General features: G+C 59.4%; 24 protein-coding genes. 4 read left to right on the top strand and 20 right to left on the bottom strand.

Going from position 1 to position 22124, the window contains the following annotated elements; genetic code table 11:
- Nucleotides 1-35: 35 nt before the first annotated feature.
- The 19 genes from F3H58_RS04730 to F3H58_RS04820 all read right to left on the bottom strand — a co-directional run bounded on the left by F3H58_RS04730 (nucleotide 36) and on the right by F3H58_RS04820 (nucleotide 18129).
- Nucleotides 36-770, bottom strand: a complete 735-nt coding sequence (locus F3H58_RS04730; RefSeq protein WP_149741411.1) for an amino acid ABC transporter ATP-binding protein — start codon at nucleotides 768-770, stop codon at nucleotides 36-38.
- Complete coding sequence (locus F3H58_RS04735; protein ID WP_003521390.1) at nucleotides 748-1407, bottom strand: amino acid ABC transporter permease; 660 nt, start codon at nucleotides 1405-1407, stop codon at nucleotides 748-750. Before F3H58_RS04735 ends, F3H58_RS04730 begins: the two co-directional genes overlap by 23 nt.
- Nucleotides 1404-2075: an amino acid ABC transporter permease gene (locus tag F3H58_RS04740; RefSeq protein ID WP_035261720.1), complete on the bottom strand. Its 672-nt coding sequence runs from the start codon at nucleotides 2073-2075 to the stop codon at nucleotides 1404-1406. Before F3H58_RS04740 ends, F3H58_RS04735 begins: the two co-directional genes overlap by 4 nt.
- An 82-nt stretch (nucleotides 2076-2157) precedes the next feature.
- Entirely contained in the window at nucleotides 2158-2943 is a 786-nt protein-coding gene (locus F3H58_RS04745) for a transporter substrate-binding domain-containing protein (protein WP_149741412.1), read from the bottom strand.
- Nucleotides 2944-2949: 6 nt separating this feature from the next.
- On the bottom strand, nucleotides 2950-3660 hold the full coding sequence (locus tag F3H58_RS04750) for a GntR family transcriptional regulator (protein ID WP_149741413.1): 711 nt from the start codon (nucleotides 3658-3660) through the stop codon (nucleotides 2950-2952).
- 163 nt (nucleotides 3661-3823) lie between these two features.
- Nucleotides 3824-5008, bottom strand: coding sequence for a lipid-A-disaccharide synthase (lpxB, locus tag F3H58_RS04755; protein ID WP_149741414.1), 1185 nt, complete (start codon nucleotides 5006-5008; stop codon nucleotides 3824-3826).
- Nucleotides 5005-5871, bottom strand: a complete 867-nt coding sequence (locus F3H58_RS04760; RefSeq protein ID WP_162934069.1) for an LpxI family protein — start codon at nucleotides 5869-5871, stop codon at nucleotides 5005-5007. The genes lpxB and F3H58_RS04760 overlap by 4 nt, the downstream gene beginning before the upstream one ends.
- A 3-nt stretch (nucleotides 5872-5874) precedes the next feature.
- Nucleotides 5875-6690, bottom strand: a complete 816-nt coding sequence (gene lpxA / locus F3H58_RS04765; RefSeq protein WP_149741415.1) for an acyl-ACP--UDP-N-acetylglucosamine O-acyltransferase — start codon at nucleotides 6688-6690, stop codon at nucleotides 5875-5877.
- Nucleotides 6687-7154 (bottom strand): 3-hydroxyacyl-ACP dehydratase FabZ, encoded by a 468-nt coding sequence (gene fabZ / locus F3H58_RS04770; protein ID WP_149741416.1) that lies wholly within the window; start codon nucleotides 7152-7154, stop codon nucleotides 6687-6689. The genes lpxA and fabZ overlap by 4 nt, the downstream gene beginning before the upstream one ends.
- On the bottom strand, nucleotides 7147-8214 hold the full coding sequence (gene lpxD, locus F3H58_RS04775; protein WP_149741417.1) for a UDP-3-O-(3-hydroxymyristoyl)glucosamine N-acyltransferase: 1068 nt from the start codon (nucleotides 8212-8214) through the stop codon (nucleotides 7147-7149). Before lpxD ends, fabZ begins: the two co-directional genes overlap by 8 nt.
- Before the next feature lie 49 nt (nucleotides 8215-8263).
- Nucleotides 8264-10588, bottom strand: coding sequence for an outer membrane protein assembly factor BamA (bamA, locus tag F3H58_RS04780; RefSeq protein WP_080817119.1), 2325 nt, complete (start codon nucleotides 10586-10588; stop codon nucleotides 8264-8266).
- A 199-nt stretch (nucleotides 10589-10787) separates the two neighbouring features.
- The gene (gene rseP, locus F3H58_RS04785; protein WP_003521404.1) at nucleotides 10788-11909 is read right to left on the bottom strand and encodes an RIP metalloprotease RseP; all 1122 of its coding nucleotides are present in this window, start codon (nucleotides 11907-11909) and stop codon (nucleotides 10788-10790) included.
- Between the two features lie 49 nt (nucleotides 11910-11958).
- On the bottom strand, nucleotides 11959-12792 hold the full coding sequence (locus F3H58_RS04790) for a phosphatidate cytidylyltransferase (RefSeq protein ID WP_149741418.1): 834 nt from the start codon (nucleotides 12790-12792) through the stop codon (nucleotides 11959-11961).
- Nucleotides 12792-13535, bottom strand: a complete 744-nt coding sequence (locus F3H58_RS04795) for an isoprenyl transferase (protein WP_149741419.1) — start codon at nucleotides 13533-13535, stop codon at nucleotides 12792-12794. The genes F3H58_RS04790 and F3H58_RS04795 overlap by 1 nt, the downstream gene beginning before the upstream one ends.
- Nucleotides 13536-13600: 65 nt before the next feature.
- Nucleotides 13601-14158 (bottom strand): ribosome recycling factor, encoded by a 558-nt coding sequence (gene frr / locus F3H58_RS04800; protein WP_149741420.1) that lies wholly within the window; start codon nucleotides 14156-14158, stop codon nucleotides 13601-13603.
- A gap of 63 nt (nucleotides 14159-14221) precedes the next feature.
- Nucleotides 14222-14944: a UMP kinase gene (gene pyrH / locus F3H58_RS04805; RefSeq protein WP_003502561.1), complete on the bottom strand. Its 723-nt coding sequence runs from the start codon at nucleotides 14942-14944 to the stop codon at nucleotides 14222-14224.
- A gap of 97 nt (nucleotides 14945-15041) precedes the next feature.
- Nucleotides 15042-15968 carry a translation elongation factor Ts gene (gene tsf / locus F3H58_RS04810; RefSeq protein WP_003521408.1) on the bottom strand — a complete coding sequence of 309 codons (927 nt, stop codon included), beginning with the start codon at nucleotides 15966-15968 and terminating at the stop codon, nucleotides 15042-15044.
- Nucleotides 15969-16326: 358 nt separating this feature from the next.
- On the bottom strand, nucleotides 16327-17094 hold the full coding sequence (rpsB, locus tag F3H58_RS04815; RefSeq protein ID WP_003496241.1) for a 30S ribosomal protein S2: 768 nt from the start codon (nucleotides 17092-17094) through the stop codon (nucleotides 16327-16329).
- 192 nt (nucleotides 17095-17286) lie between these two features.
- Entirely contained in the window at nucleotides 17287-18129 is an 843-nt protein-coding gene (locus F3H58_RS04820) for a cell envelope integrity EipB family protein (RefSeq protein WP_149741421.1), read from the bottom strand.
- 116 nt (nucleotides 18130-18245) lie between these two features.
- On the opposite strand from F3H58_RS04820, the gene F3H58_RS04825 reads away from it, so the two are divergent.
- From F3H58_RS04825 to F3H58_RS04840, 4 genes are read left to right on the top strand one after another with little or no spacing between them, the layout of a single operon-like run.
- Nucleotides 18246-18716 carry a RidA family protein gene (locus F3H58_RS04825; protein ID WP_003521410.1) on the top strand — a complete coding sequence of 157 codons (471 nt, stop codon included), beginning with the start codon at nucleotides 18246-18248 and terminating at the stop codon, nucleotides 18714-18716.
- Nucleotides 18713-19453 carry a glycerophosphodiester phosphodiesterase gene (locus F3H58_RS04830; RefSeq protein ID WP_188128778.1) on the top strand — a complete coding sequence of 247 codons (741 nt, stop codon included), beginning with the start codon at nucleotides 18713-18715 and terminating at the stop codon, nucleotides 19451-19453. The genes F3H58_RS04825 and F3H58_RS04830 overlap by 4 nt, the downstream gene beginning before the upstream one ends.
- Nucleotides 19450-20643 (top strand): GNAT family N-acetyltransferase, encoded by a 1194-nt coding sequence (locus F3H58_RS04835; protein ID WP_149741422.1) that lies wholly within the window; start codon nucleotides 19450-19452, stop codon nucleotides 20641-20643. The genes F3H58_RS04830 and F3H58_RS04835 overlap by 4 nt, the downstream gene beginning before the upstream one ends.
- 21 nt (nucleotides 20644-20664) lie before the next feature.
- Entirely contained in the window at nucleotides 20665-21096 is a 432-nt protein-coding gene (locus F3H58_RS04840) for an HIT family protein (protein ID WP_149741423.1), read from the top strand.
- A gap of 170 nt (nucleotides 21097-21266) precedes the next feature.
- On the opposite strand, the gene F3H58_RS04845 is transcribed toward F3H58_RS04840, so the two are convergent.
- Nucleotides 21267-22118, bottom strand: a complete 852-nt coding sequence (locus F3H58_RS04845) for an urea carboxylase-associated family protein (RefSeq protein WP_149741424.1) — start codon at nucleotides 22116-22118, stop codon at nucleotides 21267-21269.
- Nucleotides 22119-22124 lie beyond the last annotated feature (6 nt).

The raw sequence follows: 22124 nt of genomic DNA on the forward strand, positions 1-22124 counted from the left end.
CGCCGGCCTTTTTTTGTTGTTGGTCTTGATGGTTCTCAGTGGCGTGCCGCAACGCCCAGGAACTGCTTGAGTTCGGGGGTTGCGGGATTGGAAAACACCTCCTCCGGCGGGCCAATTTCATGCACCCTGCCCTCATGCATGAAGACGACGCGGGAGCAGACGTCGCGCGCAAATTTCATTTCATGCGTCACCATGAGGAGCGTCATGCCTTCAGCGGCAAGTTCGCGCACCACCGCAAGCACTTCCGCAACCAGTTCGGGATCGAGTGCCGAGGTGATTTCATCGCAGAGCAGCGCAATCGGCTGCATGGCGAGTGCACGGGCAATGGCGACGCGCTGCTGCTGGCCGCCGGACAATTCATCGGGATAGGCATCGAATTTATGCGCCAGCCCGACCCGTTCCAGCATCTTGCGGGCAACGGCTTCCGCTTCCGGCTTAGGTGTATTCTTCACCACGGTCTGCGACAGCATGACGTTGCCGCCGACGGTCTGGTGCGGGAAGAGGTTAAACTGCTGGAAGATCATGCCGACCTTCAGCCGCAGGGCTTTCAGATGCAGATCATCGTCGAGAAGCTGCGCGCCGGCGACCGATATGGAACCGGCCGAAATCGTCTCCAGCCCGTTGATGCAGCGAAGCAGGGTCGATTTTCCCGATCCGCTCTTGCCGATGATGGCGATGACCTCACCGGGCTCCACATCGAGGTTGATGCCCTTCAGAACCTCGTTGCTGCCATAGCTTTTGCGGACTTCAGTGATTTCGATGAGCGACATTGAGCTTCCTTTCCAGGATCTGGCTGCTCTTAGACAGAGGCCAGCACAGCGCGAAATAGATGAGGGCGACGAGGCCATAAACGGTGAAGGGCTGGAAGGTGGCGTTGGTGACGACCGTGCCGGCCTTGGACAGTTCCACGAAACCGATGATCGAGGTCACGGCCGTTCCCTTGATGACCTGCACGAAGAAACCGACGGTTGGCGGAATGGCGACCCGCATGGCCTGCGGCAGGATGACGTAACGCATCTGCTGCAGGCGTCCCATGGCAAGGCTTGCCGATGCCTCCCACTGGCCCTTGGCTACGGATTCAACGCAGCCGCGCCAGATTTCGGTGAGGAAGGCCGCCGCCCACAGGATCAGAGTGAGGCCTGCCGCGAGCCAGGCGGGCACATCGATCCCGAACAGGCCGAGGCCAAAAAAGGCGATGAACAGCTGCATCAGAAGCGGCGTGCCCTGAAAAAGCTCGACGTAATAGCGTGCGAAGGCCCGCATCGATTTTTTCCGGGAAATGCGCATGAAGAGCAGAAGCAGCGCCACCAGACCACCGCCGGCAAAAGAGACGAGCGACAGAAGCACGGTCCAGCGCGTGGCGAGCAGCAGGTTTCTGAGAATATCCCAGGTGGAGAATTCGATCATCGGACACTCCTGCGCGGAAAGATGAGGTTGCCGCCCATCACCAACACCTGCCGGAGAAGGATAGCGAGCACGAGATAAATGACTGTGGAGACCATATAGGCTTCGAAGGCACGGAAGGTGCGCGACTGGATAAAATTGGCCGCGAAGGTCAAATCCTCGGCGGCGATCTGCGAGACGACCGACGAGCCAAGCATGACGATCACCACCTGCGATGAAAGCGCCGGCCAGATGCGTTGCAGCGAGGGCACCAGAACCACATGCCGGAAGGTTTCGAAGCGGGTCATGGCAAGGCTCGCCCCCGCCTCGAACTGTCCCTTCGGCGTCGCCTGGATGCCGGCACGGATGATCTCACAGCTATAGGCCCCGAGATTGACCACCATGGCGATATTGGCGGCGGTCAGTTCCGATAATTGCAGGCCAAGCGATGGCAGGCCGAAAAAGATAAAAAACAATTGTATGAGGAATGGCGTGTTGCGAATGAGCTCCACATAGGTCGCAACCGGCGGCCGCAGCCATTTGGGCCCAAGCGCACGCACCCAGGCACAGACGATGCCGAGGGCGATGCCGAGAACGCCGCCGATGGCAATCAATTCCAGCGTAACGGCGATGCCTTTGGCGATCTGCGGATAATAGTCGAGAAGCCATCCAAAATCGAATGTGTATTTCACCCGATGCTTCCTTTCGGCGAGGACAAACCATGCGCCGGTCCTGCCTCAAGGCGCGGCCGGCGCATGCGTTTTTCCGGGTTGCTCAGAGATCCTTGGGCAGGTCGGTTTTCAGCCATTTCTGCGCGATCGTGTTCAAGGAACCATCGGTCTTTGCGGTGGCGATGATGGCGTTAACCTTTTCAAGCAGTGCCGGCTGTTCCTTGTTCAGGCCGATATAGCAGGGCGAATTCTTGATCAGGAACTTCAGCTCGGGGCGCTTTGGCGGGTTCTTGGCGAGAATGGCGGCGGCCACGACATTGCCCGTGGCGACGGCTTCTACCTGGCCGGCGAGGAAGGCGGAGATCGTGCCGTTATTGTCCTCATAACGCTTGATGGTCGTATCGGCAGGCGCCACCTTCGTCAGCTCCAGATCCTCGACGGCACCACGGGTGACGCCGATGGTCTTGCCGGACAAATCTTCCGCCTTGGTCACGGCAACCGAATCCGGAGCGAACACGCCGTTGAAGAAGGGCGCATAGGCGGTGGAGAAGTCGATGACCTTTTCACGGTCCGGGTTCTTGCCGAGGCTCGAAATCACGAGGTCGACCTTGTTGGTCTGGAGATAGGGAACGCGGTTGGCGCTGGTGACCGGTACGAGTTCGACCTTCACGCCCAGCTTCTCGCCGATCAGATTGGCAACGTCGATATCGTAGCCCTGCGGGGCCATATCCGTGCCGACGCTGCCGAAGGGTGGGAAATCCTGCGGGACGGCAACGCGGATCGTGCCGCGGGAGGTGATATCACCGAGCGCATCGGCAAAGGCTGCGGGCGAAAAACCGAGCGTCGCGGAAATCGCGGCAATGGCAAGTATTGAACGTCTGGAAATCATTGAGAATTACTCCTTGGGGCTTGAGGAAAGAGGCTGAAGTGAAAGGGAATTGCGAAGCTCGTAGAGCGGGTCCGGCCTGCGGGTGAGATCGAGACCGGTTTCGACTTCGTCGAGATGGCGGATGGCGAGTTCGGCGGCGCCATGGAAATCGGAAGCCTTGATCGCTTCGAAGATACGGCAATGTCCGTCATGCGATTGCTGCGCATGGAAATCGGACTGATAAAGCATGGAAATGAGGATAGTTCTGGCCGTCAGGTCGCGCAGCGCTTCGACGATGATGTCGTTGCCGGCGATTTCAGCGATGCGGATGTGGAAATCGCCCATCAGGCAGATCAGGCGCTGGCGGTCGCCTTTGGAAATCGCCGCCTTCTCCTCATCGAGATGATCGGCGAGGATGGCGATGCCTTCCCGGCTGACGCCGGAAAGATTGCGCAAAAGCCCATATTCAATGATGCGCCGCGCCTCATAGACCTTGATGGATTCTTCGGCGGAAGGCTCCACAACGAACCAGCCCCGGCGCGGGCTGACGGTGACGATGCCGCGCGTCTCCAGCCGCATCATGGCCTCGCGAATGCGCGTGCGCGACACGCTGAAGAGGCTGGCGAGCTGGTTCTCGCTGAGGCGAGTTCCCGGACGAATGCGCGCGGAAAGGATGCCGGAGATGATGGCGTCTTCTACCGCGCTCTGGGCGCTTTCTGATGTATGGCTATCTTGCATACAAGATTGAAAGCAAGAGGTGTGCCAGACGGAAATTTACGGGTCGGGAGCCGTCTGACGGTCAGCCGTTTGCCGCCCTAACGATCAAATGCAGTAAAATCGCGCCCTCGCCTGCCTGCATCGGCAGCAGGACGGCAGCCCGAGGGAGAGAGTGCCTATATGATTATTGGGAGGGGCGAGCTTTGCTCTTCAGGACATCCAGAAGAATGCGCGCACCGGTTTCGCCCGGAGGCACATCCGTGTGCAAACGCTGCTGCACGAGTGCATAACCTTCGAGCATTGCCTGCCGCTCGGTGGTGTCGGAAGACAGGCGCTCTGCCCAGCGCAGCATCGAACCTGCCCTTACCACCTCGTTGAAATATTCCGGCACGACGGCGTAATCGGCAATCAGGTTCGGCAGCGCGCCCGTCCAGGTCTTAACCCGCTTGCTCAGCATGGTGAAAATCCAGTCGGTCTTGTAGACCGAGATTGTCGGCACGCCCGCGAGCGCGAGTTCCAGAATGACCGTGCCGGAAGCGGCAATCGCCGCATCGGCTTCAGCAAAGGCATTCCATTTGAAAGCGGAATCGATACCGATTTCGGGCCTGATATCCTCCGGCCATGACGCTGCCAGTTCGCGGATACGTTTTTCCTGACGCGGCACGGTGGGCAACAGGAACCGCGTCGGACCGTTGCGCTCAACAAAAGCTCTCGCCGCCGCCTGAAACGGCTCCATCAACCGCGTCGTTTCCGTGGAACGCGACCCTGGCAGGAGAAGAATGGTCTTCGGTTCGCCATCCGCCGGCAGAGAACGTTCCGCCCGCTTTTGACGCACGGAGAGCACATCGGGGTCGACGCTGAGGCGATGACCGACAAAAGTTGTCGGCGGACCACCGAGACGGCGCATGGCTTCCGGCTCGAAGGGCAGCAGCGCCAGCACGTGATCGACATAGGAGAGCATCGCGGTGGCGCGATATTCCTTCCACGCCCAGACGCTGGGGCAGACGTAATTGACCACCGGAAGATGCGGCAATTGCTGCCGGACTTTTTTCGCAACGCGATGGGTGAAATCCGGGCTGTCAATGATCAGCAGAATATCGGGCTTTGCGGCGGCGATTGCCTGAGCGGTCTGGTTGATCCGCGCAATGAGCTTCGGCAGTTTTTTCAGAACCTGTGTGAAGCCCATGATGGAGAGTTCGGAATAGTCGAACAGGGAAACCAGTCCCTGCGCTTCCAGCGCTTCGCCGCCGACCCCGACCAGCTCGACAGGCCCCGTATATCGGGCCTTAAGCGAGCGGATCAGATCCGCGCCTAAAAGATCGCCGGATACTTCCCCGGCTATGACCGCCACTTTTAATGCCGCCGTCATCCGATCATGTCTCCGCCAAGTGACGTATCGATGCCGCAAACGAATATGCCCGCCTCATCGGCCGCTTTCAACATCGCCTCGCGATCAAGCACCAGCGCCCTCCCGGCTTCGACGGCGATGCCCGCCAGCCCGGCTTTTCGCGCATTCTCCACCGTTTCCACACCGATTGTCGGCAAGTCGGCGCGCACATCCTGCTGCGGCTTGCACAGCTTTACAAGCACACCCCTGCGGCGCGGGGATATCCGTCCTTCGGCGCGCAATGCCGCGACACGCGCCAGCATGGCATCCGTGCCCTCAACGCCTTCCAGCGCGACGATACGGCCCCCCACGGCGACCGCGCCCTGCCCCACATCGAGCTTGCCAAGTGCAAGCGCGGCCTCGGCCGCCTTGCGTATATCCCGCAGGTCATCCTCGGCAGGTTTCTGCGCACCGAAGGGGCCTATCGCGGCCAGCAGGCCGGGCGCGATCTCGTGAGCGCCGATGACTTTTGCGCCGAGCGTGCCGATGATCTTGATGACCATCTGCAGAACAGCGTCGTCGCCGCTCGACAGCAGCGTCCTGACAATGGACGGCAGTTTGAGCAGGATGCCGAGTGTGGGGCGGATCTCGCGCCATTCCGGCCGCCGCGCCACACCACCGGACAGCACGACGCGGTCTACCCGGTTTTCGCGCAGCAGACGGCCAAGCCCGGCGACATCGCCGACACTGATGACGGCATTGTCGAAACCGCTCCAGTCGAAACGGGAATCATCACGCAGGCGCACGATAAAAGGGTTTTCGCCCATCTCACGGGCGGCGGCCGCCACATAAAGCGGCAGCTGGCCGCTGCCGGCCACAATGGCGAGACGCCCGCCGCCTGTCACGGCTCACTTGCCCCGGTTGGGCGAAGAGATCGCGCGGTCGCTATCCGCACCGATGAAGTCGATGACTTCAAGCGCCTGCGGGCAATCCAGATAGTCGTTACGGTCGATGGCCGCCGCATTGCCGCGGATCGTGCCTTCGGCCTCGAAAATCGCCTTGTAGACGCGTCTGACCTTATGGATATCGGCGCGCTCGATGCCGGCACGGGTCATGCCGACGACGTTAAGTCCGCCGAGGATGCCGGGATTGCCATTCAGCATGCCATAAGGAATGACATCGTAATTGACCGCCGACAGCCCGCCAATGAAAGCCTGGCGGCCGATGCGGGTGAACTGATGCACGGCACAACCACCGCCCAGGATAGCGCGGTCTTCGATGGTGACATGGCCCGCCAGCATCACATTGTTGGACAGGATGATATGGCTGCCGAGGCGGCAATCATGCGCCACATGCGAATTGGCGAGGAAGAGATTATCGTCACCGACAATGGTCTTGCCGCTGCCGTCGGAACTGCCGGCATTCATCGTCACGCCTTCGCGCATGATGCAGCGTTCACCGATCTCGAGCGTCGTTTCCGAACCATCGTGACGAACCGCCTGCGGCGTACCGCCGATGACCGCCATCGAATGGATGACCGAGCCGCGACCGATGACGGTCAGGCCGGAAACGACGGCGTGATTGTGCAGCCGGACATCGTCGTGCAGCGTGACTTTCGCACCGACGTAGCTCAGCGCACCGATGACGACGTTTTCACCGATCACCGCACCGTCTTCGATCACGGCCGTCGGATGAATTCTGGCCGAGGCGGCAATCGTGCTCATTGCTGATCCTCGGGGATCATCATGGCGCCGACATCGGCCTCCGCCACCAGCGCGCCGTCCACCTTCGCCTCGCAATGGAATTTAAAGACATTGCCGCGCTGACGCTGCTTGACGACATGAATTTCCAGACGATCGCCGGGCACGACGGGTTTGCGGAACCGCGCATTGTCGATTGTCATGAAGTAAACCAGGTGACCGCCCTCGCCCTGGTTACGAGCGCAGATCGCCCCCGCCGTCTGGGCCATGGCTTCGACGATCAGAACGCCTGGCATGATCGGCCGGTCCGGGAAGTGACCGGTGAAATGCGGCTCATTGACAGTCACATTCTTGATGCCGATCGCCGAATTGTTACCGTCGATCTCGATGATCTTGTCGATCAGCAAGAATGGATAACGATGCGGCAGAAGCTTCATGACTTCCAGAATGTCAGCCGCGCCGAGCGTCGTCTTCGTTTCTTCAGTCATTGTTTTTCTCTCCTGTTTTTTTATCACGCCCTTCAGCGCGCGCCAGAATTTCGGCCATGTCGCGCAGGAAATATTTCATTGGACGCGCAGGCGTGCCACCATAACGGGCGCCTGCCGGTACGTCCGCCACAACACCGCTCATCGCCGCGATCTGCACGCCGTCGCCAATGTTGATATGGCCATTGATGCCGGCCGCGCCGCCAATCATCACACCGTCGCCGATGCGGGTGCTGCCCGCAATGCCGACCTTGCTGACGATGCCGCAATGGCGGCCGATGCGCACGTTGTGGCCGATCTGGACCTGATTGTCGATCTTGGTGCCTTCGCCGATGACCGTGTCATCCATGGTGCCGCGATCGATCGTGGTGTTGGCGCCAATCTCGACATTGTCCTGAATGATGACCCGGCCGATCTGCACGATCTTCAACATGCCGCGCGGACCGGGCGCATAACCGAAACCGTCCTGACCGATGCGCGCACCGTTATGGATAATCACATTATTACCGATGAGGGCTGCAAGAACGCTTGCGCCGCCGGCAATGGTGCAATCGCGCCCGATCTGCACATCCTGCCCGATGATGACGCCGGGACCGATGCGCGTGCCCGCGCCGATATGGGCGCCAGCTCCAATCACGGCGAGCGCCTCGACGATGACGCCCGCCTCCAGCTTCGCGGATGGATCGACATGCGCAGCATGGGAAATTTCCGCTTCCATCCGTGCAATCGGACCGGGACGCATGGCGGAAGGATGCAGCAAGGCGCCCACCTGCGCAAAAAGCGTATGCGGGTTTTTCGATATCAGCGCAGGGGTGTGAGACGGAAGCATGTCTACAAGTGCGGCGTCACAAATGACGGCGCCAGCGTCGCAGGTCTGCAGCTCATCGCGGTTCTTGCGCGAAAGAATATAGCAGAGCTGATCGGGTTTTGCCCGGTAGACCGGCGCAACGGACCGAATGATCCGCTCTCCCGCCGCGTCATCAGACAGTTCCGCCCCAAAACGGTCTGCGATATCTTTCAATCGCAGTCCCTCGTGGGGCGGAAAAAAGGCGTTGTATTCCATCAGCCGGAAACTCCAGAACGTTCAAAGTTGCAGTTCTGGACTGCCGATATCAGAAAGTGTTGGACATGCCAAACCGGAAACGCTGTTCCTCGTCGTAGTCTTCCTTGGCGAAAGGCACGGCGTAGTCGACGCGGATCGGACCGAAGGGCGACGCCCACATCACGCCGACACCGGCGGATGCGCGGATGGAGTTGTCATCCTTCACACCGGCGCTGTTGGCAACTTTGTTGCCATAGAGCGTGCCGGCATCCACGAAGCCAGCGAGACGCAGGCCGAAATCTTCGGGAACGCCAGGCATCGGAGCCGAGACTTCAGCAGAAGCGGCGAAATAGGTCGTGCCGCCGATGGAGTCGGAGCCGATGCGCGGACCGATACCATCGTTCTTGAAGCCGCGAACCTGACGGCCGCCGAACTTGAACTGATCGAATACCAGCAGATTGTCGCCTGTCGGCACCACGTGACCGGCCTGGCCGGTCAGAGAGCCGATGACATCGTACTCATCGGAAAGCGTGTAGAAGAAGCGAGCCTTGGCGTAAATCTTGTAATATTCGGAATCGCCGCCGAGACCTGCAAATTCGTTCGTCAGAGCAGCCTGCCAGCCTTCGCGCGGCATGTTGCGGTCGTCGAGCGTATTGTAGTTCAGCGTGTTCGAAATGATGGACTGCGTCCAGTCACCGCCACGGATCAGGTCCTTGTAGGGAGCGGCAAGGTTGCTGCCGGTTTCCCAGTCGCCTTCGCCGTCGTAATTAAGCTGCTTGTAGGTGTACTTGAACGTCGTTGAGAGGTCTTCTGTGATCGGCGCGGTCACGCGCAGCGAGAAGCCCTGCTCGTCGTAATCATAATAGTCTTCGCTGCGGCTCTGGCTCTTGAACAGGTCGAAACCTGCGGCAAGACGGTAGCCGAGGAAATAGGGTTCCGTGAAGGACAGCGTATAGCTGCGCGCATCATCTTCACCCGCACCGGCGGCGAGACGAATGTATTGACCACGGCCGAGGAAGTTCTTCTCTTCGATGGAGGCTTCGAGCAGCACACCGTCGTTCTGCGAGTAGCCGGCGCCGATACCGAACGAACCCGTCGACTGATCTTCTACGTCAACAACGATGACGACACGGTCAGGCGCGCTGCCGCCGGCGGTCGAAATATTGACCTTCGAAAAATAGCCGAGTGCTTCGAGACGGCGCTTTGCGGCGGTGATGACCGTCTGGTTGAACGCATCGCCTTCGGAAATATCGAACTCGCGACGAATGACGTAGTCACGCGTACGGGTGTTGCCCCGGATTTCGATACGCTCGACATAGGCGCGCTCGCCCTGGTCGACGATGTAGGTCACACCGATGGTGTTGCCAGCCATATCGCGGTCGCCGCGCGGCGTTACGCGGGCAAAGGGATAACCCTCGCCGGCCACGCGCTTGGAAATCGCTTCCATGCTCTGCTGAACTTCCTTGGCGCTGTAGCTTCCGCCCTGGTGGGTTTCCACGAGGCCCTGAAGTTCAGAACCGTCGACGCCGGGAACGGTCGATTCGACCGCGACGTTGCCGAAGTTGTAACGCTGACCTTCATCGACCGTGATGGAGATGGTGTATTCGTTCTTGGACTCGTCCAGCACAGCCTCGGAGGACACGACCCGGAAGTCGGCATAACCGCGGTTGTAGTAGAACTGGCGCAGCGCCTCTTCGTCGGCGCGCAGCTTGTCCTCGTTATAGACGTCCTTACGCGTCAGGAACGACAGCATGTTGGACTTCTTGGTATTGATAACGGCGGCCAGACGACCATCGCTATAGGCATTGTTGCCAACGAAATCGATGCGGCCGATCTTCGTGCGCTCGCCTTCATTGATGACGAAAGCAATGTTCACACGGCCCTGACCGACGGAAACGGTCTGCGTGGTGACTTCAACATCGCTACGGCCGATGGCGGCATAGGCTTCCTTGATGCGGGCGATATCCGCAGTCACGATGGCCTGATTGAACGGGCCGAGGGACTGGGTCTGCACAACGCCAGCGAGCTTGTCGTCCTTGATCTTGCGGTTACCGTTGAAGACCACCTGGTTGACGAGCTGGTTCTCATTGACGGTCACGACCAGCGTGCTGCCGGAAACGCGCATGGAAACATTCGAGAAGTAACCGGTGGCGTAAAGACGCTTCACCGATTCATCGATGTCCGAATTGGAAAAGTTCTTACCCGGCGCAATGGTGATGTTGGAACGCACGGAGTCCGCACCGGACCGGTCGGCCCCGCGAACATCGATCCTGCTGATGACGGCCGCATTTGCAGCGCCAGCAGAGGCAAGCACGCCAAGGCCCGCAACCGAAGCAACACCGGCAGACAGAGCAACCGCCGACACAGCGTTCAAAAATCTTGAACCAGCCTTCATTTCAATTCTTACCTTTTTACGTTGTCCCTCAGCGGGCGGAACCCGACTCCGGCCATGTGCGTCGTTTTACCTGCTTTTCCCCTACAAGCAAGCGTGAACGTTAAATTCTGTTTACTTCGTGCTCCAGAGTGGCTCATTCGCCACTTCGGCATAAAAACAAGGTAAACAAATAACTAACAAAACCGTTAAAACACAATCCTCAGCCGATCAAGCTGCTGATATCATTCCATGTTGCAAAAACCATAAGACCCAAAATCATCATCATCCCGATACGGAACGCGACTTCCTGCGCGCCCGCGCCGAGCGGCCTGCCGCGAATGGCCTCGATGGCGTAGAACACCAGATGCCCGCCGTCCAGAACCGGCACAGGCATCAGGTTCAAAAGACCGATGGAGACGGAAAGAACGGCGGCAAGCTGGATAACGGCGGAAATGCCGAGCGTCGCCATCTGGCCGGAGGCCTGCGCCACACGCACCGGACCGCCAAGCTGATCGGCATTCATGCGCCCTGTCACGAGATTGCCGATATAGTTGAATGTTCCGGTAATGACGTGGCCAGTTTCCCGCACGCCTTCGACCAGCGCCTCGGACGGCGAATATTCGATATGGCGGAAATTGCCGCTGGTCTGATCGGTGACGATGCCGATAATGCCCATTTCCAGCTTGTTGCCGAACTGGTCTGTGGTTTCGGTGCGAGTCGGGACCATCGGCAGCTTCAGCTCCTCGCCCGCCCTTTCGACCGTCACCGTGATCGGCGTACCCGGCCGGATGCCGACGTACCGGCGGACATCCTCGAAGGTCATCACTTTTTCGCCATCGATCGCGATGAGCCGGTCGCCAGGCTGCACGCCCGCAGCGGCTGCCGCGCTGTTTTCACGGACTTCCGCCACGACCGGATCGGCGATCATCCGGCCGTAAATGCCGAAGAGCACCGCGAAGATGAGAATGGCTAGAATGAAATTGGCGATTGGGCCTGCGGCAACCGTGGCCGCCCTTTTCCACAGCTTTGCGCCGGAAAGCGTCTGCGCCCTCTCCTCCAGCGACATATGCGACAGGCCGGAACTATCCGGCTTGCTCGCCGCATCCTCATCGCCGAAGAACTTGACGTAACCGCCGAGCGGGATCGCCGAAATCTTCCATCGCGTGCCGCGCTTGTCGGTGAAACCGATCAGCTCCGGGCCGAAACCGATGGAGAATGCGGTGGAGCGGATGCCGCACCAGCGACCAACCAGATAATGGCCCATTTCATGGACAAAAACGAGCAGCGACAGCACCAGGATAAAGGGCACGATATAGCCGGTCAGAAAGCCGGTCGCCGCCATTACTGTGTTCATGACAATCTGCCCTTTGTGTCGTGACCTTTCGCGCCGCTCAGAAACCCGGCAACAGACCGCCGCCCGATCCGGGCACGTCGCCGGTTGCCGCCGCATGCACGAAAGCAATGAGGAATACCGTAAAGCAGGCGAAAACAAGACCGTCGACACGGTCCATGAAGCCGCCATGGCCCGGAATGAGATGACTGGAATCCTTGACCTGGAAACGCCGTTTCACAAAGGATTCGAAGAGATCGCCGATCTGGCTGAACACCGAAAGGATAAGGGCGAGCCCCAGCACCAGCGCGCTGATCCTGCCGTGATAGGCCATGGACACCGCGCCGCCGCCGATCACGGCCGCCACCGCCCCGCCGATCGCGCCGGACCAGGTCTTGCCGGGCGAGATCGAAGGCGCAAGCTTCGGCCCGCCAATGGCGCGTCCGACGAAATAGGCGAGAATATCCGTCGACCAGACAACGGCGAAGATAAACAGGATGGACACGAAGCCGGTGAGCTCGTCACCACGAATGGCTGCGAGCGATATGCCGCTCAGGCCCGCATAAAAAATGCCGCCCACCAGCCACCAGTTCCTGCCGCGCAAAATTGGAAACAACGCCGCCGTCAGCGTGAAGCCAGAGAGAAGCGGCAGATCGAGGGAGGATTCGCCGAAAATCGTATTACCGGCAATGACGGCAACCGCGAACCAGCCCCAGGCATTGCCGGTCGGATTGGTCTCAGACATCCGGGTAATCGTCGACCACTCATAATAGATCAGGATCGCCAGAAGACCCGCAACGATGCGAAAGAGAATGCCGCCATACCAGGTCGCGGCCAGAATGACCGCCGCCATGACGATTGCGGAGACGATCCGCAGTCTGAGTTCACGGCTCATCAGGCGCCTGCCACGGCAACCTGCTCGGTGAGTGCACCGAAGCGGCGGTCACGCGTTGCATATTGCTCGATTGCGGAGAAGAATCGCTGGCGGTCGAAGTCCGGCCAATATTCGGGAACGAACAGGAACTCGGAATAAGCCGCCTGCCAGAGGAGAAAGTTCGACAGGCGCTCTTCGCCGCTAGTGCGGATGATGAGATCCGGATCCGGCATTCCTGCTGTGTCGAGCCTCGTCGAAATCATCTCCGGCGTAATGGATTCGGCATTAAGCCGGCCTTCGGCGACATCGCGCGCAATCGCCGCTGTCGCACGCGCAATCTCGTCGCGGCTTCCGTAGTTGAAGGCGATCACCAACGTCAGCTTGGTATTGCCCGCCGTCATCTGCTCCGCCTCTTCGAGGAGAGAGCGTATGTCATGCTTCAGCCCCTGCCGGTCGCCGATGATCCGCACGCGGACATTTTCGCGGTGCAGTTCCGCAAGATCGCGCCGGATGAAGGCTTTCAAAAGCCCCATCAGATCGCTCACCTCGGATTCGGGTCTGCGCCAGTTTTCCGACGAGAAGGCAAAGAGCGTGAGATAGCGTATTCCGCAATCGCCGGCCGCGCGCACGGTCTCGCGCACGGCCTCCACACCGCGGCGATGCCCCATCACGCGCGGAAGACCGCGCTGCTTTGCCCAGCGTCCATTGCCATCCATGATGATGGCGACGTGCTCGGGTATGGAGGAACGTGTCGTCGTCGGCATATCGATCCAGTAACAGGGCAGCGCGGAATTAAAACGAATAAAATACAGGTCTATCGCAAGCGATATCAGACCTGCATGATTTCCTTTTCCTTCTCGGCAAGCAAGCGGTCAATTTCCGAAATCGTGTCATCGGTCATTTTCTGAACCTTTTCCGACTGTCCACGGCTTTCGTCCTGACCGATGTCACCGTCCTTTTCGGCTTTTTTCAGACCATCCATGCCATCGCGACGCACATGGCGAATCGCCACCTTGGACTTTTCGGCATAATCATGGGCGACCTTGACGAGCGATTTGCGGCGCTCCTCGTTGAGTTCCGGAAGCGGGATACGCAGGTTCTGGCCGTCAACGACGGGGTTGAGGCCGAGATTGGATTCGCGGATCGCACGGTCGACGGCGTTGACCATCGACTTGTCCCAGATGTTGACGCCGAGCATGCGCGGCTCCGGAACGGTGATATTCGCAACCTGGTTCAGCGGTACGCGCGAGCCATAAGCCTCGATGGTGACCGGATCGAGAATATTGGCCGAAGCGCGACCGGTGCGAAGCGATGCGATATCGCTCTTGAATGCATTGATGGCGCCGTCCATACGGCGCTTGATATCGTTGAGGTCAACACCACTCATCTTGATACTCCATCTTGTCGGCCAAGCCGGCCGTAATCGCCCCTCGAGGCGGCATCGTTTTGATTATTTGTCGTGCACGATGGTCTTGCGGCCGCCGCCGGTCAATATCTGCGCAAAACCGCCCTTCTCGTGGATCGAGAAAACAATGATCGGAATATGGTTCTCGCGGGCAAGCGCAACGGCGGCGATATCCATGACCGCCAGTCCCTTGCCGAGCACTTCGCTATGGGTCAATTCGTCGAAACGGGTCGCCGTCGGGTCCTTCTTCGGGTCGGCGGAATAGATGCCGTCCACCTGTGTGCCCTTGAAGATCGCTTCGGCGCCCATTTCCGCAGCGCGCAAGGCTGCGGCAGAATCAGTGGTGAAGAACGGGTTGCCGGTGCCGCCAGCGAAAATCACCACACGCCCCTGCGCGAGATGATGGAGCGCCGCACGCTGCGAGAAGCTCTCACAGATTTCAGGCATGGCGATTGCGGACAGAACGACGGTATCGATGCTGAGCTTGCGCAGCGACGTTGCAAGCGCCAGCGCGTTGATGACGGTCGCCAGCATCCCCATATGATCGCCGGTAACGCGGTCGCCGCCCTTGGAGGCCACGGCAACGCCGCGGAAAATATTGCCGCCGCCGACGACAACGCCGACTTCGACGCCCATCGCCCTCGCCTCGGCGATATCGGAAGCGATGCGATCAGCCACCGCCACATCGATACCGAAACCCTGATCGCCCATGAGGGCTTCGCCGGAAGCCTTGAGAAGAACGCGTTTGTAGATCGGCTTGGAAGACATCATGACTCCTCGGAAATGTAACCGAAACGCGGATACACGAAGGGCACCGCGTTGTCACGCGATGCCCTCCCGTTTTCCCAAGATTGGGTAAATATAATCAGCCCTTGGCGACGGCTGCGACTTCGGCTGCGAAATCGCTTTCTTCCTTTTCGACGCCATCGCCGAGCAGCAGGCGAACCATGCCCGTCACTTCGATGGAAGCGCCGGCTTCCTTTTCGGCTTCCTTGACGGCAGCGCCGACAGTCAGGTCCGGGTTGATGACGAAAGCCTGCGACAGAAGGGCGACTTCTTCGAAGAACTTGCGCATACGGCCATCGACCATCTTTTCGATGATGGCTTCCGGCTTACCGGATTCGCGGGCCTGTTCGATGAAGACGTTGCGCTCGCGCTCGGCAACGGCGGCGTCGACTTCTTCAGCGCGGATGGCGAGCGGGTTGGTCGCAGCGATGTGCATGGCAACCTGACGGCCGATGGAGTTCAGAACGGCCTTGTCGCCTTCCGACTTCAGGGCAACGAGAACGCCGAGCTTGCCGATGCCATCGCCGGCAGCATTGTGGATGTAGGTCGCAACAACGCCGTGCGGAACTTCGAGCGCTGCCGAGCGGCGGAGCGTCATGTTCTCACCGATGGTGGCAATCGCGTCCTTGATGCTGTCGGCAACGGACTTGCCGGTTGCCGGATAGGTAGCAGCGGAAACAGCGTCAACGGTGCCGTTGGTAGTGAGGGCAACCTGGGCGATACCGCGGATGAGGTCCTGGAACGCATCGTTACGGGCAACGAAGTCGGTTTCGGAGTTAAGCTCAACGACGACAGCCTTGTGACCCATGGTGGCAACGCCGACCAGACCTTCGGCAGCCGTGCGGCCGGACTTCTTGTCGGCCTTTGCGATGCCCTTGGCGCGCAGCCAGTCGATCGCCGCTTCCATGTCGCCATTGGTTTCAGCAAGAGCCTTCTTGCAGTCCATCATGCCTGCGCCAGACTTTTCGCGCAGTTCCTTCACCATTGCGGCTGTGATTTCGGTCATTGTTTGCCTCTTATCGGTTCGATCGGTCAGCCGGCGGAATTTGCCGTGCCGAAGTTCTGGGTGATGACTGTACCCGGCCGCACACCCTTTGAAACCGGAGAGGATTTCAGGAAAGGGGCATGCGCATTCCCAAGTGCTGCGGCGTCTCCATGCATCGAGATGATGGGTGCCGCTGAAGTATGACAGCGTTATGAAGACTGCCTTCCGTTTCAACCGCATCGGACGCCAGCGATTTCATAAAAACGTGGCGGAGCGCTTGAAACGAACAAGGCCGTCAACCCATTGAAGGTCTTTGACGGCCTTGTCATATCCTGGTCGAGGAGACGGCGACCGAGATCGCCGCCAGACAGGGCCTATATCAGGCGCCAGCCTCGTCTTCGAGAGCGGGCTCGATCGGAGCTTCTTCCGAAGCGCCGATGTCGCGGCCGGAAGCGCCCTGCTGACGGGCAATACCGTCGATGGCAGCGCGGGCGATCAGGTCGCAGTAAAGCGAGATGGCGCGCGAAGCATCGTCGTTACCCGGGATCGGGTAGTCGATGTGGTCCGGATCGCAGTTGCTGTCGATGATAGCAACAACCGGGATGCCAAGACGCTTGGCTTCTTCGATCGCGATCTTTTCCTTATTGGTGTCGATGATGAACATCAGGTCCGGAACGCCGCCCATATCGCGGATACCGCCGAGAGCCTTCTCAAGCTTTTCGCGTTCGCGCTCGAGGTTCAGGCGTTCCTTCTTGGAGTAGCCGGAAGCTTCCGAGTTCAGGATCTCGTCGACCTTGCGCAGGCGCTGGATCGAGTTGGAGATGGTCTTCCAGTTGGTCATCATGCCGCCGAGCCAGCGGGAGTTGACGTAGTACTGGGCCGAACGCTTTGCGCTGTCGGCGATGATTTCCGACGCCTGGCGCTTGGTGCCAACGAACAGAACGCGGCCGCCACGGGCAACGGTGTCGGACACGACCTGAAGGGCGCGCGACAGCATCGGAACGGTCTGAGCCAGGTCGATGATGTGGATGTTGTTACGGTCGCCGAAGATGTACGGCTTCATCTTCGGGTTCCAGCGGTGCGTCTGGTGGCCGAAGTGAACACCAGCTTCCAGAAGCTGGCGCATAGAAAAATCGGGCAATGCCATGCCTTGTTACTCCTTTTCCGGTTTAACCCCCGCGAAGCGAACAGCACCGATTTTCATCGATACCACCGGGCGGAACGGACCGGATTTCTCCCGGAACATCCCAAGCTTCGCGTGTGGAATGGTGAGCCGCATACCGTCGCCCGCATGAAAATGCAAGCATTTATGCGAAAAAACCGCAGAAACAGCCGCGTTTCAGCGGACAGGCTTGTTTTCGCAGGTTTCGGGCTTGAGAATATCGAGCTTCGCAAGCTTTCCCGTCAGAACGAAATCGCCGTAATCCATCGTCAGATCGCGGGTGATTCCGTTTTCGTAAAGCTTGAACGACATGCGGTAGATCGGCAGCGCGTCCGTGCCGGTCTTGTCGTTGTAATAGGCGATCGTTACCGGCCAGAATGCCGCCTTGGCGAATTCGCCCGCCTTGCCGGCGTCGGCATCGCCATCCTTCGGCATCTGCGACTTGCCGACGAGGGTGGAGGTGATCAGGCTTTCATCGCCATCGTCCGAACCGTCGAATATGCGGGATTCGAAGATGCGCTTTCCCTGTTTCGCATGTTCTATGACCTGAAACATGTGCTGCGTCGGGAATTCGCTGGCGACGAGACTGACCTGGCGGGCATCCGGACGGGTCAGATCGACCTTCACGCCCTCATTGCTGTCGATTGCAGCCCCCTGCACTTCCTTGTCCAGCTTGTCGTCGGTGTAGGACTTGGTCTCAAAGGTGAATTTCTTGGCCGTCAGATCCTCGAAGGTCGTGGTCTGCTGGTCGGTCATGCGAACCGCGTCGCCGGTGTTGATCTGCGTCACGAAGCGGAAATCCGTCTTGTAGCCCTCACAGGCCGAGCCGGTGAACTCATAGACCATGCGGCCCGTCATGCCCTCGATGCCGGATCGATCGGACGCATCCTTGAGTTCGAGATCGTAGACGGCGCGGTGGGCGACGAGATCGGGAACGGTGACCGGCAAGGCATTGGCAGCGTTCGACAGGCCGGTCATAAGCCCTGTTGCGGCAACGAAACCAAGCGTCCTGACAAACATGCAATATCTCCTGTTGGACTCGCCGCTCATATTGTACAAGCAACCGCCCGGCTTTTGGATCAACATCTTCTGAATGCCGGATTCTTGAAGGATTTACAACAAAACCGGAGACGAAAATGTCGGACGTCATCGAAGGCCGCCTCAAGGAACTTGGCTTTACGCTCCCCGTAGCCGCAGCACCAGCCGCAAACTACGTTCCATTCACCATCAGCGGCAATCTGCTTTATGTATCGGGTCAACTGCCGATGGAATCGGGCAAGATTGCGGTGACGGGCCTCGTTGGTCGCGATGTCGACGTGCCAGGCGCCCAGCGCGCGGCCGAACTTTGCGCCGTCAACATTCTCGCACAGGTCAAGGCCGCTTTGAATGGCGACCTCTCGAAAATCCGCCGTGTCATCAAGCTGAATGGCTTTGTTGCGTCGGTTCCGGAGTTCGTGGAACAGCACCTCGTCATCAACGGTGCTTCCAATCTCATTGCCAATGTACTCGGTGAGCCGGGCAAACATGCCCGCGCCGCCGTCGGCATGGCCTGCCTGCCCTTCAATGCCGCCGTCGAAATAGACGCCATCGTGGAAATCGACGTATGACGCTGAAACTCTCCTGGCTGACGGCTCAGCCCGTCGCCCATCGCGGTTATCACGATCTCAATAAAGCGGTCTGGGAAAACACGCTTTCCGCCTTTTCCCGCGCCATCGAGGCCGGTTTCGCCATCGAATGCGACGTGCAGCTGGCGGCCGACAGTGTGCCGGTGATTTTTCACGACGACGACATGGCCCGCCTGACCGGCATCAAGGGCGATGTGCGCGAACGCACATCGGCCGAGCTGTCGCTTCTTGCCGTCGGCCAGACCGGGGACCGGGTTCCTACCCTCAAACAGCTTCTCACGCTCTGCGCCGGCAAGGTGCCGCTGGTCATCGAGCTGAAAGGCCGCGCCGGTGAAGGCGTCGACGACGGTTTTGCCGAGGCGGTGCTGGAAGACCTTGAAGGCTATAAGGGCCATGTGGCGCTGATGAGCTTCGACCACCATCTGCTGAAGGACCTGAAGGCGGCCGGCTCGCCCTGGCCGCTGGGCCTGACTGCCGAAGGCGACAAACCGGAAGACTTCTTCAAACATGACGAAGCGATGCAGCTCGGGCTCGATTTTATCTCCTATCATTGGGGTCATCTGCCCAACAGCTTCATCGAGGCGCAAAGAAAACTTGGCCTTCCGGTGATTACCTGGACGGTCAGGGATGAAAATGCGCGCGAGACTACCTATAAATATGCGGACCAGATGACATTCGAAGGTTTCGACCCGAGAGAGAACCCGTCCGCCACGGCATGACAGAAGACTATTCCATCAGCATTGCGCAATCCTTCAGGGATATCGATCCGGAAAGCTGGAAACGGCTTTCCGGAACCTCGCGCAATACGTCAGGAAAAATCTACAACCCCTTTATTTCCCATGAATTTTTATCGTCCATGGAAGAATCGGGATCGGCGACAGCCAAAACCGGCTGGCTCGGGCACCATCTGCTTCTCGAAAACGCCTCCGGCGCGCTCGTGGGCGCGGTGCCGGCCTATCTGAAGAACCACAGCAAGGGCGAATATGTCTTCGACCACGGCTGGGCGGATGCTTTTGAGCGGGCCGGCGGGCATTATTATCCGAAACTGCAGTGCTCGGTCCCTTTCACGCCGGCAACCGGACCACGGTTACTCGTCTGCGGGAACGAGGACGAGACACGTTTCAAAGCGCTCCTGGCCTCCGGTCTCGCGCAGGTGACTGAAAAAATCGGCGTCTCGTCGGCACATGTCACATTTCTGGAAGAGAACGATCTCTCCGCCCTTCTGCCGCGCGATTTCCTGCACAGGACCGACCAGCAGTTCCACTTCATCAATAATGGCTATCGTGACCACGATGATTTTCTTGACGCCCTTTCCTCGCGCAAGCGCAAGGGCCTGAGAAAGGAGCGCCGCGCCGCACTCGAAAACGGCATCGAGATCGACTGGCTGACTGGAAGCGACCTGACCGAGGATATCTGGGACCAGTTCTTCGCCTTCTATATGGATACCGGCAGCCGCAAATGGGGCCGGCCCTATCTGACGCGGGAATTTTATTCGCTGATCGGCGAGCGCATGGCCGATGACGTGCTGCTGGTGATGGCGAAACGCGAGGGACGCTATATTGCCGGTGCGATCAATTTCGTCGGCTCGGACGCGCTTTATGGCCGCCACTGGGGCTGCATCGAGGATCACCCCTTTCTGCATTTCGAGGTCTGTTATCATCAGGCGATCGATTTCGCGCTTTCCAGGGGATTGAAACGGGTGGAAGCCGGCGCTCAGGGCGAACACAAGCTGGCGCGCGGTTACATGCCCGTCACCACCCATTCGGCGCATTTCATTGTCCACCCAGGCCTGCGCCGCGCCATTGCCGATTATCTTCAGCGCGAGCGCGAGGAAGTCGAGCATATCGGCGATTATCTTGATGAACACACGCCCTTCCGCAAGGGCGAGAGACAGGAACCGGACGTATAGTCCGCCATGAGGAGATCACAGATGACGGCCAACGCCTACGACGACAACAATATTTTCGCAAAAATCCTGCGCGGCGAAATTCCGAGCCACAAGCTTTACGAAGACGAGCATACGCTTGCTTTCATGGATGTGATGCCGCAGGCCCCCGGCCATCTGCTGGTGGTTCCGAAAACCGGCTCCCGCAACCTGCTCGATGCGGACCCGGAAGTGCTGGCGAGGACCATTCCCGTCGTGCAGAAACTCGCCGTGGCGGCCAAGGAAGCCTTCGATGCGGATGGCGTCTTCATCGCCCAGTTCAACGAACCGGCAGCTGGCCAGACCGTTTTTCACCTGCATTTCCACGTCATTCCGCGCAAGGAAGGTGAGCCGCTGAAGCCGCATTCCGGCGTGATGGCCGATGGCGAGGTATTGAAGGCCCACGCGGAGAAGATAAAGGCCGCGCTTGCTTCGTGATGGTTGCCTAGCAGGCGCGTATCCTGCAAAGCGTAGCACATCTCCACGCCGTCACCCCGGACTTGGTCCGGGGTCCAGTGCGATCAAGTCCTTGATCGCGAGAGAGTCTTCTTACGGCGCAGACGCGCATTGACTGGATGCCAGATCGTGTCCGACTGTGTCGTTTCTCATCATTCCACAGGCAGATATGCATTCCTCTCCGGCCATGGCCAGCCCTCAAGCACCGCCATATCTGGCCGGAATATTTCCACCTTCAGCGGATAACAGGCCGCCGTATCGCTCGAATGCGTGGCGCTGCAGTCACCGCCCGGGCAGGCGGAAAGCGCCCCGATAAGGTCGATCTCCGCGAAGAATTCCAGATAATCACCCGGCCGCACCGGGCTCGCCTTCATGAAATACTGGTGTGTGTCGCGGGTGAAACCCGTGCACATGAAGACGTTGAGGACGTCATGCACATGCGGCTCCGCCTGCCGGAATGACAGGCCCTTGGCGGAGGCAAGCGCATTGGTCAGATTGGAATGGCAGCAATGGTGGTAGTCGCCGCCGCTCAGCAGCTTGTTGGTATAGGGATCGCAGCGTGTGCCAATCACGTCATGCACACCGCCGCCGTCTTCGTCGAAGCCATACCATGACAGCGTGTCGTGCGTGATCGTCGCCATCGGCCGCAGGGACGGCAGGTTGCTCCACAGCCGGTTGCCGACTGAAACATGGGTGGCGTGCAGGGCACGGGTCTTGCCGCTGAAAAACCGCTCGGTCAGATCATGGGCGTTCCAGAGGTTCAGGTCTCCGACCTGCGGACCTTCAACGCTTACGATGCGAAAGAAATGCCCCTTCGGCACATGAAAGCTGCGACCGTCACGCGGCGGCACGATGATCTCATCGATTTTTTCCATGCCCCGTTTGGCTTCTTCCAGACGCGCGAGGTCTGGCATTTCAAGCGTCCCGTTCGGATAAACGACAACAGGGCGGACGGCGCGGCGTTCAGCGGCGTCGACGGGTTCGGTGGCGGGCATGGGGGTCATGAAATC

Origin of the sequence: Rhizobium sp. NFACC06-2, assembly GCF_900101425.1 — a bacterium.
GTDB lineage: Bacteria > Pseudomonadota > Alphaproteobacteria > Rhizobiales > Rhizobiaceae > Agrobacterium > Agrobacterium leguminum.